We start from the raw sequence: 17739 nt of genomic DNA, 5'->3' as shown, positions 1-17739 counted from the left end.
GCCCCCTAGCGCTTGGGCGACAACCCGATCGCACACGCGACCACCGCCGGGTCGCCGGGGCAAAACCCACGCGTGCCTATTGAACCCTTACTGACCCGGGGCGCCATGCGCTCCGTGTCTACTGCGCGCAGCGTCGGGCGCTCCAGTGACTGTGGCGTGTGCAAGGGATCGACCATCTCCATGCAACGGCGCAGCGAGTTGAAGTCCGGCGATTGCGACAGCGACAAATGCAAGGTCTGGCTTACCGACACCGACACCCTTGAACTCTGCGCACATTGGCCGTCATACGCCAGTGTGTGGCGGATCAGCGGGTTGTCATGGCAGTACTTCAACAGGTTCACCTCCCGTGTATGCACCAGCGCCATGTTGATGATCAACAGGTCGAATGCCACGCCGGGGGAACGCGTCAACGCCAGCAGTTCGTCGAACGAACCAATCGGGGCGATACGGTGATAGCCCATCTGGTTGAGCATTTTCTCGATCTTGATCCGTTGCAGAAGGTCTGCATCGGCAATCAGAAGGCGTAACGCTTTATTGGACATAGGTAAACCTGACAGTTGGGCATCAGCGTCGATCATTCAACGCCGCTACGTTAACCGTCGGGCGGCAAACCTGACTTTAAGGCGATTCTGAAACGCTAAGCCGGTACACCGGCACACTTTTAAGAATCGCCTGAAAGCCCCCGTGCGCACCTCTCCCTACCATGGGCTGCGTCCCCACACGCTCCCATGGATTTCAATTGTGCTCATGTTTTTACTCAGAATGGCGATGCTGGCCTGTGCGCTGCTGGCTCTCGCACCGCCACCCGCCCGTGCTGCGCTGAAGATCGAAGGCACGCGCCTGATCTACTTCGGCCAGGACAAGGCCGCCAGTATCAGCGTGGTCAATCAGGCACCGCGTGACGTCGTGGTGCAAACCTGGGTCACCGGCGAGGACGATTCAGGCGCAGGCCCCGTGCCGTTTGCCACCCCCGAACCGCTGGTGCGACTGGGCGCCGGGGAACATCACCGGCTGCGCATCCTGTATGCCGGGGAAGGCTTGCCCGCCGATCGCGAGTCGTTGTTCTGGCTCAACGTCATGGAAATTCCGCTCAAGGCGCAAGACGCCAACAGCGTGCAGTTCGCAATACGCCAACGGCTCAAGCTGTTCTATCGGCCGCCCGCGCTCAAGGGTGGCTCGGCCGAGGCGGTGCGGCAATTGTCATGGCGCAGCGACGACGGGCCGACCATCACCGTCAGTAACCCCAGCGCGTTTCACCTGTCGCTGGTCAATGTACAGACCGACAGCCTGGCGCTCAGCGATTACCTGCTGCTCAAACCCCATGAGAGCAAAACCCTCACCGCACCGAGACGTCTGGCCAAAGGCACTTCCCTTCACTTCACCGAAATCACCGATATCGGCTTGCAGGCCCGCCATAGCGCGGCGCTCAAGTGATAGATCGCGGAGTATCTGCCCCCATGTCACTCACCAAACACTGCTTACCGATGCTGCTGTGGGCCTGTGCGGTCCTGCCGGCTACCAGCCACGCGCTGGCCTGCCGTGAGGACGGCACCAACTCGATCATCACCCAGGAGGCACTGGGTACTGCACTGGCGGTGGCCGCCGATGCGCCCAACGGCACCATCATCTGGGAGTCGGGCCCGCGCTCGACCGATGTAATCTGCAAGGACGACTACGGCCATGGCCGCGAAGAAGTGTATTTCTACGTCAACCCGGCCGGCGTGAGTATCGGCACGGGTATTCGCGTGGGCATTCGCTACAACAACCAGCCGATTACCCAAAGCACCGGCAAGGTCGGTACCGGCTTCTATTCCGATCGAGGCTGCAACTTGGCCAATTGCGTCGGCTGGGACAAGGCGCGCTTTACCCTCAACTTCAGCGTGTTCATCGAGAAATACGACCCCACGCCACCCAGCGGGCAAGCCAGTACGTTGACCTCCTACCGGGTATTCCAGCTCGACGGCGTGCGCGGGCTCAACTCGCGGCCCAACAGCAATTTCAACTACGTGGTCACCGGCATGAACGATATCCGCTTCGTGCCCTGTACCCCCGAGTTGACCATCACCCCCAGCGTGGTCAACTTCCCAACACCGTCGCGCAAGGCTGCCATCGGTGAAGTGGCCAGCAGCGCCAACTTCAGCCTGAACCTGCGCAAGGGCTGCGACACGCCCTACACCATCAGCGCACGCTTCGCCAGCACGGCGGGGGGCGGCAGTGTGATCAATGGCTTGCTGGTGCCGGATAACAACAGCTCGGTGGGCATCGCGCTGTCCCGCGCCGAGAGCCAACAGCAATTGCCGTTCAATAACTGGTTCACGCTGCAAGAGTTGATGGGGCTGGGCCAGAGCCACGATGAATTCCGCGCCGACCTGAAATGGCGCACCTTGCCGATCCCGGGTGCCTTCGACGCCGCCGTGGTGGTGGATATGTACTACAAGTAGGCCCGTTTTAAGGATCGTCTTATACCCCCGGTGCACCGTGCTGTTTAAAGTGCGCCGATGCGATTGAAAAGTTATCTGCTCCAGATCAACCCCGTCCTCTCCCGACCCGAAGCAGCCAGAAGGCTGCTTCGTATTTTTGCGACCGTACTGCTGATCGGCATCCTGAGCGGGGTCTATACCTTTCTACTGTCGACGTTCAACAACGACATCTCCCAGCGCCGCGGCTACATGAGCAGCGCCATCGCCGAAGCCCACACTTTTTTCACCAACCGAGAGGCCCTGCTCGAAAGCCTCAGCCTGTCCGCGGTGCGCAAGCAGGCAAGGATCTATCCACCCTCGGAGGAGGAACAACACCTGCAACTGGGTGACACGCCAGGCAACCAGTGGAGCATCTGGCTGACCACGCGCATGCGCGATTACCTCAAGGCCAAGCAGGTCAACCTGCTCTACGTGAACACCGGCCCGACCCCACAGGTGACGCGGCTGTACGACTCCACTGCGCAGGTGCTGCCGATTTCCAAATGCATGCTCAACCGCCTCAAGGCCCTGCAAAACAGCGACCCGGGCACACTCAAGGAGCTGTGGCTCAGCGACAAGACCGAGCAGCACTCGCACCTCTACATCTTCATTCGCCTGGATGAGCGCGACCCTCGCTCCGGCTGGCTGGGCCTGGAAATGGAAAGCCGCGAAGTGTCCCAGACCCTCAGCGACCAGAGCGCCGGCGAATTCATGATGCTCAACTCCCAGGGCATGCTGGTCTTCACCAACAGTCACGACTCACAGCTGAGCCAGCAACGCCTCAAGCCCAGGGAAGACAATTTTTTCGGGTTTGTCGGCAGTGGTTTCCTGCCCGACCACCTGGTGATCCGCAAGCATCTGAAGTCCTCGGACTGGCAACTGATGTACTCCATCGACCTGCGCGCGGTGGTCACCGGCCTGTGGAAACAGTTGCTCGGCTCGCTGCTGTTCTGCCTGTTCAGCCTGACGTTGATCTGGCTGGTGATGCGCCGCGTCGACCAGCGCTTCATCATCCCTTCGATCCATCGCATCCAGGCCTTGATCGAAAGCGAGGCGTTCGGCCGCGACGTGATCCAGACCGCGCCCGTTGCCCTCTGCGTGCTGCGCCGCACCGATGGCCAGGTGGTGCTGGAAAACACCCTGGCCCAACAGTGGCTGGGCCACGGCCCGGAGCGTGAGGCGTTGCGCGCCGGCTGGATCGAGCAGGCCTTTGCCTGCGAACCGAGCGAACACAGTGACTACTTCGAAACCATCGACGGCCGCCACCTGTACCTGAGCAGCGCCCCCACCCGCTATCGCGGCGAGGACGTGCTGTTTTGCGCGTTCAGCGATATCAGCGCACGCAAGCAAGTCGAGGCGGCGCTGGAAGAAGCACGTCAATCGGCGGATGCCGCCAACGCCGCCAAAACCCTGTTCCTGGCAACCATGAGCCATGAAATCCGCACACCGTTGTATGGCGTGCTCGGCACCCTGGAATTGCTGGCGCGCACGCAACTGGACGCCCAGCAGAAGGACTACCTGCATGCCATCGAAGGCTCCTCCTCGACGCTGCTGCAGTTGATCTGCGACGTGCTGGATGTGTCGAAGATCGAGGCCGGGCAACTGGCCCTGGAGTTGAGCGAATTCTCGCCCCTGGACCTGGTCCACGAAATCATCCAGGGCTACGCCGCAGCCGCCCAGGGCAAGGGCCTGCAACTGTACGCCTGCTTTGATCCCACGCTGCCGGAACGCTTGATCGGCGACGTGACGCGCATCCGTCAGATACTCAACAACCTGCTCAACAACGCGGTGAAGTTCACCGACTACGGGCGCGTGGTGCTGCGGGTCAAAGTACTGGGCCGCGACGGCGAGCGTTCCAGCCTGTTGTGGCAAGTCTCGGACACCGGTAAAGGCATCGCTCAGGAAGACCAGGCGATGATTTTCGAACCGTTCTACCAGAGTGAAGGCAACACCAATGTGGTCGCCGGCACCGGCCTGGGCCTGCCGATCTGCCAACGCCTGACGGAGTTGATGAACGGCAATATCCGCATGGTCAGCGAACTCGGCCTGGGCAGCAGTTTCAGTCTGATCCTGCCGCTGGAAGAGGCTCCCACCCCGCCCATGCCCCCCCTATTGGCCGAGACTATCTACGTGGCCTCGCCGATTCCGGAGTTGGCCAACTCGGTCAGTGGCTGGCTGCGTCGCTGGGGCGCCAGGGCCCAGACCGGCCTGCCGACCCTGGCGGACAATCATCTACTGCTGCAAGTGCACCCCGGCAGCATCGACCCGTTGCTGGTGCCCGAGTGGCCGGGCCCGGTGATTCACGTCAGCAGCAACGCCTGCACGACCCTGGAGGCCGACGCCGGTGCCTGGCACGTCAACCTCAACCACCTGGGCGCTATTCATCAGGCCGTCAGCCAGGCGCAAGGGCTGTGGGTGGCCCGCGCCGATGAGCACACGCGCCAGCGTGACCTGAATAAACTCAACCTGCACCTGCTGGTGGCCGAGGACAACATCATCAACCAGCTGATACTGCGTGACCAACTCGAAGAACTCGGCTGTACCGTGGAGCTGGCGGCCGATGGTCAGGAAGCGTTGCAGCTGTACACCGCCGGCAACTTCGACGTGGTGTTGACGGACGTGAACATGCCCCATATCAACGGCTATGAATTGGCGCGCGAACTGCGCCGCCAGGGCTGCCCGTTGCCGATTATCGGGGCCACCGCCAACGCCATGCGCGGCGAGGCCGACCTGTGCCTGGCCGCCGGCATGAACCACTGCCTGGTCAAACCCTTTGCGTTGCGGGCTCTATTCAACTCCCTGGCGCCTTATGCACGGATCACCCATGAAGCCCCTTAGTATTTTGATTGTTGAGGATCATCCCCTGCAGCACATCTACCTGCAGCACCTGCTCAGTGAGTTGGGGGAGTTCATGCTCGAAACCGCCGCGGATGGCAAAGAAGCGCTGGAGCAGCTGCGCCAGCGGGATTTCGACCTGGTACTGACCGACCTGCTGATGCCCGGCATGGACGGCGTGCAGTTTATCCAGTGCCTGGCCAGCCTGCGCTGCAAGCCGGCGCTGGCGATCATGAGCGCTGCGTCGCGACGCATGTTGATGGCGGCCAGCCTGGTGGCAAAAAACCTCGATGTGGAGGTGATCGGGCTGATCTCGAAACCGGTTGCCGCCGATGCATTGCGCAGCCTGGTGGAACAACTCAGGAACAGGGTGTGCAAGCCCTCCCCCGCAATGCCCGAGCACGTGGACATCGACCGTCACAGCCTGATCCAGGCCATGAGCGCCGGCCAGTTCCAGGCCTGGTTCCAACCGAAAAAATCCCTGGCCAACGGCCGTATCGTCGCCGCCGAAGCGTTGGTACGCTGGATGCACCCCGAGCAAGGCGTGATGCTGCCGGGTGCCTTCCTGCCGGCGATCAAGGCCTTCGAACTGGAGGAACGACTACTGTGGCTGGTGCTCAAGCAGGCGATCCACGCCCAGGAACACTGGCGCCAGCGTGGCTATGAAATCCCGGTGTCGATCAACCTGCCCACCCACCTGCTCAACAGCCACGACCTGGCGGACCGTTTGCTGGAGTTCGTGCTGCACCACGATGGCATCCCGGGGATGATCTGCTTCGAGTTGATGGAGTGCTCGGTACCGCAGGACATCAGTAACTTCTATGCCGGTGCCTGCCGCCTGCGCATCAAGGGGTTCGGGCTGTCCCAGGATGATTTCGGCAAGGGCTACAGCTCGTACCTGAACCTGGTGTCCACGCCGTTTACCGAACTCAAGATCGACCAGGCGCTGGTCCAGGGCAGCCATGACAACGAAGGCATTGCCCAGGCGTTGGCGAGCATCATCGCGCTGGGCCGCAAACTCGGCCTGACCGTGGTCGCCGAAGGGGTGGAGACGCCCCAGCAACTGGCGCTCCTGCGCAAGATCGACTGCAACCAGGTGCAAGGTTTTCTGATCTCCCACGCGGTGTCGCCGGATCAATTTCAACAACTACTGAACAATGATGGCCCTGCGACATCTCACTAGCAGCCGGCCCCGGATTATTTACCCCGTATTAAGGAGTAAGCTCCATCCAGTGCCGATTTATCCTGCGCCCGCGGAAACCCTTGATGAAGCACAACAACGCGATCCTCGAAGCTTTCACCCGCAGCTCATTGCGCCTGAACAAAGGCCTGATGGTGCTGATTGGCATCGCGTTGCTGCTGGTCCTGACCAACTACTGGTCACTGCAACGCGGGATCGAAACCCGCTACGGCGCCACGCGCTTTCACTTCGCGCGGCTGATGGAAAACCTGCAGGAGCAGGAGTCCTATCTCAAGAGCCTGACCCACCCGGGCATCCAGGCCGAACTGTTGCGTGCCACCCATGTGCAGGTCAGCCTGAAAAGCCGCATGGTCGACAACCACCGCACGCTGTACGAAGGCCAGAAGTATTCGTTTTCGGTGCCCTTCAGCGCCAAGTTCGATGAGCAACAGGTCAATGTCGCTGCCCGGCCGCAGATTTTCGCGCTGGGCGCCCACCTGACCAGCTACTACAGCGCCTTCTGGTCCTCGTCGCCCTACGAGGCACCACAAACCTTCCTGTTCAATCGTCAGGCGAACTACACCATTACCGTGCCGTCCGTGGGCTACCAACGTCGCGAAAGCACAGAGGACACGGGCAACCTGGTGGCGCTGGTCAACGCAGTGCAACAACGCCTGGAGCAGACGCCCCAGCCCCTGGAACAAAACCGTGTGTATTGGCAAGCCGGTCCCGCCGCCGAACATTTGCTGGCGTATATCGGCCTGCCACTTGGCGGTCAGGAACAGGCGGTAGTCGGCACCTTGCTCGACCTGTCGCGGGTCGACGATGTACAGCGCGCCCTGGATCACTCGGCATTCGATCGCCTCACGTTGATGGGCCCCGACGGCCAGCGGCTGGCCGGGCCCGACGTCGACGCATCGCTCAGCGATGGCGTGCACTTCAACGCCGATGGCTTCGAATTCAAGATGACCCAGGCCGGTGACCGGCCCTGGAGCGCGGTCTATGGCCTGAACTACGCGCACTTCTTCCACTCTGCGCTGTGGCCGCTGAGCAGCCTGGCGTTGTTTCTCGGCGGCCTTATCACCCTCGGCTGGGGCGGCAGCCGCTGGTATCGGCGCCAGGTAATCAACCCGGCGCGCCTGGCCCACGAGCGCATTGCCGAAAGCGTGGCGTTCAGCCGCGTGATCATCGACACCGCACCCACCGGCCTATGCGTGGTGCGCCGCAGCGACGGCAAGGTGCTTATCGAAAACCAGCGCGCCCAGCAATGGCCGGGCACCGCACGCCTGGTAGCGGCCATGGCCGGTACACCTGAGGGCGCCGAGAGCGGCGAGACGCACCTGGAGATCGAAGGCCGGCACCTGCAGATCGGCTTCGTGTCGACCCGCTACCAGGCCGAAGACGTGCGCCTGTATGCGTTCAACGACATCACCCGTCATATCGATGACGCCCAGGCCCTGGAAGACGCCCGCCGCGCCGCCGATGCGGCCAACGAGGCCAAGACCCTGTTCCTGGCAACCATGAGCCATGAAATCCGCACACCGCTGTATGGCGTGCTCGGTACCCTTGAACTGCTCGGGCTGACAGATCTGGACCCGCACCAGAAAACCTACCTGCAGACCATCCAGCGCTCATCCGGCACGCTGTTCCAACTGATCAGCGATGTGCTCGATGTGTCGAAAATCGAATCCGGGCAAATGGCGATAGAAGCCGTGGATTTCTGCCCGCTGGACATGCTCGAAGACACCCTGCACACCTACGCCGCCTTCGCCCAGCGCAAGGGTTTGCAGCTCTACAGCTGCATAGACCCGCAACTGCCGGACTGCGTCATGGGCGATCCGATGCGGATTCGCCAGATTCTCAATAACCTGGTGAGCAACGCCATCAAGTTCACCGACATCGGCCGCGTGGTGATCCGCGCCCGGGTCACGGCACAGGACGCCAACCACGTTGAGCTGGAATGGCAAGTCACCGACTCCGGCGTGGGCATCCCCGAGGCGCAGCAGGCCAAGCTGTTCGATCTATTTTACCAGGCACCGGACACCGCCAGCGAAGGCGGCGCCGGGCTGGGATTACCGATCTGCCGGTGGCTGGCGCAGATGATGGACGGCGAGATCAGGGTGGTCAGCGAGCCGGGCCTGGGCAGCAGCTTCACATTGAAAATGCGCCTGCCGCTGTGTGGCGGTGCCTTGACCAACCTGCCGCTGATCGAGCCCAGCCCGACGCCGGTGTATGTGCAGGCACCGGTGCGCGAGCTGGCGCAGTCAATGAGTGACTGGCTCAACCGCCTGGGCATTGCGGCGGCGCTGGCGGCGCCCACCCAGGAACAGGACAACCGCCACGCGGTGCTGGTGGACCTGTTCGCCAGCGACCCCGCGCGGCCCTGGGTCGGCCAGCGCGTGCTGTGCCTGCCAGGTGCGCACAGCCCGCCGCTGCACACGGCCCAGGGTTGGAGGGTGGATATGTACGATGTACGTGCCATCGCCGCCACGGTCTCGCTGGCACAACACGGCAAGCATGAGCAACCGCCTGCGACGCGCCTGCAAAGTGCCGGGCAGTTGGGGTTGCATATCCTGGTGGCCGAGGACAACCCGGTCAACCAGGCGATTATCAAGGAACAGCTGGAAGCACTCGGTTGCTCGGTGTCCTTGGCCGCCAATGGCGAGCAGGCCCTGCACTTGTGGCAACCGCACGCCTTTGACCTGGTGCTGACCGACGTGAATATGCCGTTGATGAATGGCTATGACCTGGCCAGGGCCCTGCGCGAGCACGACCCGCAGTTGCCGATCATCGGCGTGACCGCCAATGCGATGCGCGAGGAAGGCGTGCGCTGCCTGGCGGTGGGCATGAACGCCTGGATCGTCAAGCCCTTGAGCCTGCAAACCTTGCGTGGCCAGTTGATCAAGCTGTGCAAGGTCAAGCCGCCGGTTGCGCCAGCCACCGCGTCATTCAATGACAGCGTGCAGTTATCGGAGAAGATGCGCCCGCTGTTCATCAGCAGCGTGGAGCAGGACTTGCAAGGTATCGACGCCGCCCTGGCCCAGCGCGACGCCCACGGTCTTGGCCAACGCCTGCATTCGCTGGCCGGCGCCCTGGGTGCCGTCCAGGCGCTCGACCTGGCCCACGCCTGCATCGAACTGGAAAGCGCACTTAACCGTGGCAGCCTCGACACTGCCCTTACGCTCAAGGTGAAAGCGGTCATGCAGCGACTGTCGGCCGTCCTGGAGACTCTCCAGCCCGGGCACTCTTCACTCACTTGAACCGGCACTACGGACGGCCCCTTATGAAAAAATTCAACGTGGTAATCGCGGACGATCACCCGATCGTGTTGCTGGGCGTTCGCGAGCTGGTGGAACGCGACACGCGCTTTCGAGTGGTCGGCGAGGCCGTGTGTTCGGCCGGGCTGATCGATTTGCTGCAGCGCCAGGGCGCCGACATCGTGATCACCGACTACAACATGCCGGGCGACTCGCCCTACGGCGATGGCCTGAAGTTGGTGGAATACCTGAAACGGCATTTCCCACAGGTGCAGGTCCTGATCCTCACGATGATTTCCAACCACCTGATTCTCACCCGCCTGCAAGAGCTGGGTGTGGTCGGCATCATCCAGAAAAGCCAGTTGCACACCGAGATTCAACTGGCACTCCAGGCCATTGCCCAACAGAGCGCCTATCGCAGCCTGGAACCGCCCAAGACATCAGTGATCGAAACCCTCACCGACTTCGACGAGCGCTTTACCAGCTTGTCGCCCAAAGAGTTCGAGATCCTGCGCTTGTTTATCTCCGGCATGAGTGTCAGTGATATTGCACGCAGCCAGAATCGAAGTTCAAAAACCATCAGCGCACAAAAGATATCGGCCATGCGCAAACTTGAAGTTAACAGCGACCAAGACCTGCTCGCTTATTGCCTGGCGCGTAACATTTTCAACTAAAGAACCACTCGCAAGCCATTCGCCGACAATGGCTTCGCCCTTTATTTTCGAACTCCCCGCCTGTTCTTGACGCGTAACCAGTGCGCCTGAGTTTCGACTTATAAGAATCGTCTTATTCTGGTTAACGACCTCGCCTTTTACTCTTTCCTGGCAATTCAGTACTTACATTCTCCAACTAACACTAACGGACATCATCATGAAGAAGTTTTCCCTGGCTGTTATCGCCTCGGCCATTATCGCCGCATCCGGCAGTGCGTTCGCCGACGATACGGTAGCGCCTACTCCTACCCTGGGCGGCAGCGGCAAAATCACCTTCACCGGCGTGATCAACAACGACGCCTGCTCGGTGGACGGCGCCAACTCCGACCGCACCATCTCGGTCGACATGGGCAACGTCTCGATCAAGGACATGGGCACCGCGGAAAACCCAACCGCAGGTCGCGTTACCGCCAAAGACTTCAACCTGAACGTCAACTGCAACCAGGGCACCAAGGTGGCGATGATCTTTGACGCCAACAACGGCGGTTCGGGCCTGGTGACCGGCAAGAACGTACTGGCCCTGAACCCGGGTTCGGCCACCGCGCAAAACGTCGGTATCGCCCTCCTGGACAGCAAAGGCACGCTGATCGATCTGAGCTCGCCAGCCACCGCACGTATCGAAAGCACCATGCACGGTCAAGGCACTGAAGGCGGCGACGCTACCCTGAGCTTCGCGGCGGCCTACGTCACCACCGGTGCCGCCGGTGCGTCCACCGCCGGTCGCGGTGATGCAACCCTGCCGTTCATCCTGCAATACGAATAACCCCGGCGCCCCGTGCACCGAACGCGCGAGGCCATGCGGCCTCGCCATTCCCTTTTTGATGACACCGGATACCCCTCATGCCGCCTCGTTCTATCGCCATGAGCCTGGTGCTGCTGGGCATGCTTATGGCTACCCAGGCCGCCGCCAGCATTTCACTGAATGCCACCCGTATCGTGTTCGATGGCGCCCACAGGGAAGCCAATATCACCGTGCGCAACGGTAACCAGGACGTGTTGGTGCAATCCTGGGTCGACATGAACGATGCCAGCGGCAGCCGCGCACCGTTTGCCGTCACCCCACCATTGGCGCGGGTGTTCGCCAAGGAACAGCAACTGCTGCGCATCCTGTATGAGGGCGCCGGCATGCCCACGGACCGCGAGTCGGTGGTGTGGCTCAACGTGCAGGAGATCCCCAAGGCCAGCGAGGCCGAGAACACCCTGCAACTGGCGATCCGCCAACGCATCAAGATTTTCTACCGCCCTGCCGGCCTCGCAGGCAGTGCGTTGCAGGCCCCAGCGCAGCTCGAGTGGCGCCTGGTCAGACATGGCGCACAGACCCTGCTGCGGGTGAAAAACCCGACGCTCTACCACGTGTCCATGGCCGACATCAAAGTGCAGGCGCAACTGGCCAGCGACTCCACCATGATCGCGCCCGGCGAGGAGAAACAGTTTCCCCTCGGCGCCACGCCCGCCAGCGGGCCGGTGCAGTTGTCGTTTTCCAGCATCAATGACTACGGTGCACAGAACGCGTACACCGCGCCCCTGGCCGTCGGTGCTGCCGCCCCCGCGCACGCCACGGAATCACGCCGCAAACCCTAAGCCCCTTTTCTAATCCACAGGCTCACCTCGCGTGCGTGTTTGCGTGCCCGCCTGTTCGCCAACCCGGGATGTCACAGGTCTTCGCATGTCTTTTTTTTCCAGCAACAGGCCCGCGCACGGCGCACTGACGTTGAAGACACTGTCGCTCGCGATGGCCGCCAGCCTGCCGGCCTGGGCAATGGCCGATGAGCCTGCGGAGCGCTTCAACACCACGTTCCTGCAAGGTGCACAGTCCACCGTCGACCTGCAGCAGTTGCTCTCCGCGAACAGCGTGTTGCCGGGCAATTACCGCGTCGACCTGTACAGCAACGAGGTGCTGGTGGGCCGGCGCGATATCGACTTCAAGCGCAACCCCCACAACGGTCGGGTCGAAGCCTGCCTGAACCTCGACCTGCTCAAGCAATTGGGCATCGACCTGGCCCGCTTGCAGGCCGAGGGCAAACTCGACCCGCAGCACCCGCAGGACTGCTACGCCCTGGCCGAGATGATTGAAGAGGCCAGCGTGCGCTATGACAGCAGCCACCTGCGCCTGCTGGCGAGCATTCCGCAAGTGGCCATGCAACGCGGCTTGCGCGGTTATGTCGACCCGCAGCTATGGGACGAAGGCGTCCCCGCCGCCTTCATCAACTACCAGCTCAACAGCAGTCGTACTGCGGGCGACTACGACACCCGCATCGCCAATAACCTCGGCCTGCGCAACGGCATCAACCTCGGCGCCTGGCGTCTGCGCAACGAATCGAACCTGAGTGGCGGTACCGGGCGCTCGAACACCTACACCAGCAACCGCACCTACCTGCAGCATGATGTGACGGCGATCAAGGGTCAGTTCAGCGCCGGTGAAATTTTCTCCGACACCGACCTGTTTGACAGCGTGCGCTATCGCGGCCTGAAACTGGCCTCCGATGAAGGCATGCGCGCCGACAGCGAACGCGGCTATGCGCCCGTGATCCGGGGTGTCGCGCAAACCAACGCGACCGTGGAAATTCGCCAGAACGACTACATCCTCTACACCGCCAACGTCGCGCCAGGGCCGTTCGAGATCAACGACATCTACCCCAGCGGCTCCAACGGCGACCTGCAAATCACCGTGATCGAAGCTGACGGCAGCCGCCGCGTGACGATGCAGGCGTTCTCCAGCCTGCCGATCATGGTGCGTGAAGGCCAAGTCAAATACAGCGTTTCGGCGGGTACCTTCAAAAGCAACGCCGACGGCCTGGCGACCCCGCGTTTTCTCAGTGGCACGCTGGCGTACGGCTTGACCAGCAACCTCAGCGGCATCGTCGGTTTGCAGGCCAGCGAGGACTACAACGCCGTGTCGGTCGGCGCCGGCAAGAACACCTCACTGGGCGCGTTCTCCCTGGACGCCACCCACTCGTCCAGCAAGGCACGCGGGCAAACCACCCAGGGCAGCAGCGTGCGCGCGCTATATGCCAAGACCTTCGCCGGCACCGACACCAACTTCACCCTGGCCGCCTACCGCTACTCCACCGAGGGCTACCGCACCCTCACCGACCACGTGGAGGACCTCAGCGAAGACGTGCGCGTTCGCACCGGGCATTCAAAAACCCGCACCGACCTGACCATCAACCAGAGCCTGGGACGCAACAGTGCGTTCGGCAGCCTGTACGTGAATGCCAGCGACCAGCGCTACTGGAATCGCGGCGGCTCGCAGAGTTTTTCCGCCGGCTACACCAGCCACTGGGGCGACCTGAGCTACAACCTGGGCGTGACACGCACCAAGCAGATCGTCACCTGGGGCGAACCCAGCAGCGACACGCAGTTGAACCTGTCCGTCTCATTCCCGCTGGGCAGCCAGGCGCGCGCGCCACGCGCCTTTGTCACCACCAGCCGGCAACACGGCGACACCACCACCCAGGCGGGGATCAACGGCTATGTCGCCGACACCAGCGACACGTTCTATTCGGTGCAGGCGGGCCACAGCGATACCAGCGGCGATTCCGGCTCGGTGAATATCAACAGCCGCACCGCCGTGGCCGACGTCAGCCTCGGCTACAGCCAGGGCCAGGGCTACACCTCGCAGAACGTCAACCTCGCAGGTTCGGTGGTGGCCCATGCCGGCGGTATCAACCTGGGGCAAACGGTCAGCGAGACCTTCGCGCTGGCTCAAGTGCCGGGCATCTCCGGGGCGAAGATCAGCAGTTACAGCGGTGTGGAAACCGGATCCAACGGCTATGCGGTGATCCCGACGGCGCAACCTTATCGGGTGAACTGGATCAGCCTCGACACCCGCGACCTGGGGGGCAACGTGGAGATCACCAACGCCACCCAGCAACTGGTACCGCGCCGGGGGGCCGTGGTCGTCGCGCATTACAGTGGCACCACCGGAAGGCGAGTGTTGTTCGAGTTGTTTGATGCGCAACGAAAGCCGCTGTCGTTTGGTGCCTCATTGGAAGATGCCAACGGCAAGCAACTGGCAATTGCCGACCCGAACGGCAATGCCCTGGCGCTGGTTGAGCAGGACCGGGGCACCCTGACCATCAAGTGGGGCGAACAGCGTTGCCGTGCGAGCTATGTGCTGGCGCCACAGAACAAGGCGTTGAACTACGAGCGACAGCCGTTGGTGTGCCAACCCGATTGATGACGCCTACAGGTGTTCGAGGGTATAGCGCAACGACGCGGGTAACATCGGGCCATGGCCAAGGCCGGGAAAGGTCTGGTAGCGGGTAGTCAGCCCCTCGACACTTTGCAGCCTGACCAGAAAGCGCTTGGCCGCGGCATCATCCTGCGGCGTGGCCGACCTCGTCGGACCGGCGGGTTCTGCGTCGCCACGCATCAGCAACAGCCTCGGCCGCCGGCCCTGCAGCCGTTGTTGCAAGCCCAGCCCTTCGGCCTCGATCACCCCACTGTTCCACCACAGCGAGGGGCTGGCGGCGGCATACTCATCAAAGGCCTGCGGGCGTGTCAGCAGGGTGTGCAGCACCAGCAGCCCACCATAGGAATGCCCCCACAGCACTTGGCGCGCAGGCTGCACGGCGAGGCGCTGGTTGATCAAGGGCCGGATCTGCCGGGTGAGCAGGTCGAGGAACTGATCGGCCCCACCGCTGGGCACATTCGTCAGTGGATCGCGTTGCATGCCTTCGCCCACCTGCGGAGTGTAATCGAAGGTGCGGGCATTGCGTTCGATGCGCAGTGGCGTGGCGTACCCCACCGCCACCAGCACCGGTGGCGTCGGGTGGTGGGACAGGCGATTCAACAGCTCGGTATCCAATGCCGCCATCGCCGCGTTGCCATCCAGCAGGTACGCCACAGGGTTGGCGGCACTGACCTTGGGCGGTTGCCCCAGCCAGATGCGGTAGTGCCGCGCACCATCGGCGGAGTCCAGTTCCAGGGTGCTGAAACGATAGGCGCTGGCTTCGCGCAATACCGGCGCGTCCATCAACTGGTCCGGTGCCGGCCTGGCATGGGCGCCCTGGGCGACAAGCAAGGCAAGGAAGATCGCGCGCCCCATCAGAACGACGCCGTCAGGCTGGTGTACAGGGTGCGGCCGGACTGGTTATAGGTCGCCGCCCCCGCGCCTTCGATGTTGTTCACCCCCTGGGCGTTGCCCTCGCGCCACAGGCGTTTGTCGAAAACGTTATCGACGCCAGCGGTAACGCTCAGATGCTGGCTGATGGCGTAGGTGCCGCTCACACCGGCAATGGCATAGGGCGACAGTTGATTGTTGCCGGTGCCGGTAACACGGTTGCCGTGGTAATCGTACTTTTTCGGGGTCTGCTTGCCGTACCAGGCCACGCTGGCCTGCAGGGACAGAGCCTCGGTGGCTTGCCAATCGAGCATGGAGTTGAGGGTGTACTTGGGCGTGACCGAGAGCACATCGCCGGTCTGTTTGTTTTTCGATTGCAGCATGTAGGTGAAGTTGTTGGTCCAGGTCAGCGACTCGGCCAACGGCAACGTGAGGTTGCCTTCGAGCCCTTCAACCAGTGCCTTGGGCACGTTTTCCCATTGGAAGATATTGGCGTTGGCCGTGGTGCCCGAACCGCCCGAAGCGGTGCCCACCGGCGTCAGGCCGGACTCGATCTTGTTCTTGTAGTCGTTGCGAAAATACGTCAGGCCGGCGACCACCCCGGCAGTATTGCGGTACTCGATCCCCAGCTCCTTGTTGACGCTGGTTTCGGCCTCGAGATCGGCATTGCCTTGCAGGTAGCAGCTCTTGGTCGAGCCATAGCAACCCTGGCCATTGCTGTACAGCAGGTAGTTGGGGTTGAGCTGGTAGAGGTTCGGCGCCTTGTACGAACGGGCAATGCCGGCCTTCAAGGTCAGCGTGTCGGTGAGCACCTGGGACAGGTTCAGCGAGGGGCTCCAGTTGTCGCCGACAATGTCGTGGTGGTCCAGGCGCAGGCCCGGCGTCAGGCGCGTGCCGGGGCGCAGCTCGATATTGTCTTCGGCGAACACCGAGAAGATGCGTGACGACGAGGTACTGCTGCGGTTGGTGCTGGTCAGCCCTGCGACACTGCCGCCGGCAGTGGTGGTCTGGGTGTTGGCGCTCGGGTCGTCGAGCCGCGACTCGACCCACTCGGTGCCCAGGGTCAGCACCTGTTCGAAACCGGCGTGCAGCGGCAGGTTGACCTCGCCGTGGGCGGTCAGGTCGCGCAGCACAGTGGTGTAGAAATCGGTGTTGGCGAAGATGCCTTCGGTGCCGCCCGCCAGGCCTTCGTTGATGCGGCTGTTGCGGGTCTTTTCGTATTGCAGGTAGGCCAGGCTGCTGCCGAAATCCCACTCGCCACGGTGGGTGGCCGAATAGGTTTCACGGTAGAGGATGTTGGTCTCATGGCCCAGCATGCTCTTCACATTCGCATTGCTGTTAGTGTTCTGGGTATCGCCGGTATAGATATTGCCCTGGCGGCTGAACCCCGCTTCCAGGTCGAGCGTCTGCTCGGGGGTGAACTGCCAGCTCAGCAGCCCGTTGACGTCCTTGTTGCGTACACCTTCGCGCCCCGCCGGCAAGGTGCCGACCTGGTTACCGGTGCGCACGGACTCATGGCCGCTGTTGATATCGGCATCGTCGGCATTGGTCTTGGCGATGTTGCCGTACACGCGGTAGCTGAGGGTGTCGGTCAGCGGGCCGTTGAGGCCGAAGTTCATGCGCTCGGTCTCACCCTCGGCCGTGTGCTGGGCGAAGTTGTGGTAGATCGTCGCCGAGCCGTGGGTTTCGCTGCCCGGTTGCCGGGTGATGATATTCACCACGCCGCCTGCCGCGCCGTTGCCGTAACGCGCCGCCGCCGGACCACGGATGACTTCGATGCGCTCGATCTGGTCAGCCGGCACCCAGTTGCTGTCACCACGGCTGTCGCGCTCGCCACGCCAGCCGTAACGCACCGAGTTACGGCTGCTGACCGGCTTGCCGTCCACCAGGATCAGGGTGTTTTCCGGGCCCATGCCGCGGATGTCGATCTGGCGGTTGTTGCCGCGCTGGCCGCTGCTGGAGTTACCGGTGAGGTTGACGCCAGGCATGGTGCGGATGATCTCCGAGAGGTCATTGGCCGGGGGGCGTTTCTTGATGTCTTCGGCGGTGATGATCGACACGCCGGGCATCTGCTTGATCTCTTCCTGTGCGGTGCCCAGTACCGTCTGGGTCGGCAGCTCCATCTGCGCGGGGGCTTCGGTTTCAACCGCGAAACTGCTGGCGGGCAACAGGCTGCAAATACTCACGGCAAGCAGGGACAAGCGGAACATGCGCGGATCTCCAAACGTCA

At 62.4% G+C, this 17739-nt stretch carries 12 protein-coding genes; 9 read left to right on the top strand and 3 right to left on the bottom strand.

Annotated elements, in window-relative coordinates; genetic code table 11:
- Positions 1-5 precede the first annotated feature (5 nt).
- Positions 6-542 carry a chemotaxis protein CheY gene (locus tag AC07OP_RS12100; protein ID WP_495101787.1) on the bottom strand — a complete coding sequence of 179 codons (537 nt, stop codon included), beginning with the start codon at positions 540-542 and terminating at the stop codon, positions 6-8.
- A 205-nt stretch (positions 543-747) separates the two neighbouring features.
- Here AC07OP_RS12100 and AC07OP_RS12095 point away from each other — a divergent pair, with 205 nt between their 5' ends.
- The 9 genes from AC07OP_RS12095 to AC07OP_RS12055 all read left to right on the top strand — a co-directional run bounded on the left by AC07OP_RS12095 (position 748) and on the right by AC07OP_RS12055 (position 14624).
- Positions 748-1434: a fimbrial biogenesis chaperone gene (locus AC07OP_RS12095; RefSeq protein ID WP_495101788.1), complete on the top strand. Its 687-nt coding sequence runs from the start codon at positions 748-750 to the stop codon at positions 1432-1434.
- Between the two features lie 23 nt (positions 1435-1457).
- Complete coding sequence (locus tag AC07OP_RS12090; RefSeq protein WP_027607485.1) at positions 1458-2441, top strand: fimbrial protein; 984 nt, start codon at positions 1458-1460, stop codon at positions 2439-2441.
- A gap of 57 nt (positions 2442-2498) precedes the next feature.
- Positions 2499-5297 carry an ATP-binding protein gene (locus AC07OP_RS12085; RefSeq protein WP_115487003.1) on the top strand — a complete coding sequence of 933 codons (2799 nt, stop codon included), beginning with the start codon at positions 2499-2501 and terminating at the stop codon, positions 5295-5297.
- On the top strand, positions 5284-6477 hold the full coding sequence (gene pvrR / locus AC07OP_RS12080; protein WP_027607483.1) for a response regulator cyclic di-GMP phosphodiesterase PvrR: 1194 nt from the start codon (positions 5284-5286) through the stop codon (positions 6475-6477). The genes AC07OP_RS12085 and pvrR overlap by 14 nt, the downstream gene beginning before the upstream one ends.
- An 83-nt stretch (positions 6478-6560) precedes the next feature.
- Complete coding sequence (locus AC07OP_RS12075; protein ID WP_495101789.1) at positions 6561-9734, top strand: hybrid sensor histidine kinase/response regulator; 3174 nt, start codon at positions 6561-6563, stop codon at positions 9732-9734.
- 23 nt (positions 9735-9757) lie between these two features.
- A complete protein-coding gene (locus tag AC07OP_RS12070; RefSeq protein WP_027607481.1) occupies positions 9758-10405 on the top strand; it encodes a response regulator in 648 nt (215 codons plus the stop codon).
- A gap of 196 nt (positions 10406-10601) precedes the next feature.
- Positions 10602-11207 carry a fimbrial protein gene (locus tag AC07OP_RS12065; protein WP_027607480.1) on the top strand — a complete coding sequence of 202 codons (606 nt, stop codon included), beginning with the start codon at positions 10602-10604 and terminating at the stop codon, positions 11205-11207.
- A 77-nt stretch (positions 11208-11284) separates the two neighbouring features.
- Positions 11285-12025 carry a fimbrial biogenesis chaperone gene (locus AC07OP_RS12060; RefSeq protein WP_169899035.1) on the top strand — a complete coding sequence of 247 codons (741 nt, stop codon included), beginning with the start codon at positions 11285-11287 and terminating at the stop codon, positions 12023-12025.
- Positions 12026-12110: 85 nt separating this feature from the next.
- Positions 12111-14624, top strand: a complete 2514-nt coding sequence (locus AC07OP_RS12055) for a fimbria/pilus outer membrane usher protein (RefSeq protein WP_495101790.1) — start codon at positions 12111-12113, stop codon at positions 14622-14624.
- Between the two features lie 6 nt (positions 14625-14630).
- Here the strand turns inward: AC07OP_RS12055 and AC07OP_RS12050 are convergent, their stop codons facing one another.
- Positions 14631-15494 (bottom strand): alpha/beta hydrolase, encoded by an 864-nt coding sequence (locus AC07OP_RS12050; protein WP_495101791.1) that lies wholly within the window; start codon positions 15492-15494, stop codon positions 14631-14633.
- The gene (locus tag AC07OP_RS12045; protein ID WP_065940263.1) at positions 15494-17719 is read right to left on the bottom strand and encodes a TonB-dependent siderophore receptor; all 2226 of its coding nucleotides are present in this window, start codon (positions 17717-17719) and stop codon (positions 15494-15496) included. The genes AC07OP_RS12050 and AC07OP_RS12045 overlap by 1 nt, the downstream gene beginning before the upstream one ends.
- Positions 17720-17739 lie beyond the last annotated feature (20 nt).

Source organism: Pseudomonas sp. GW821-FHT09D08 (assembly GCF_059416305.1).
This window is presented reverse-complemented; position numbering and strand designations above follow the sequence as displayed.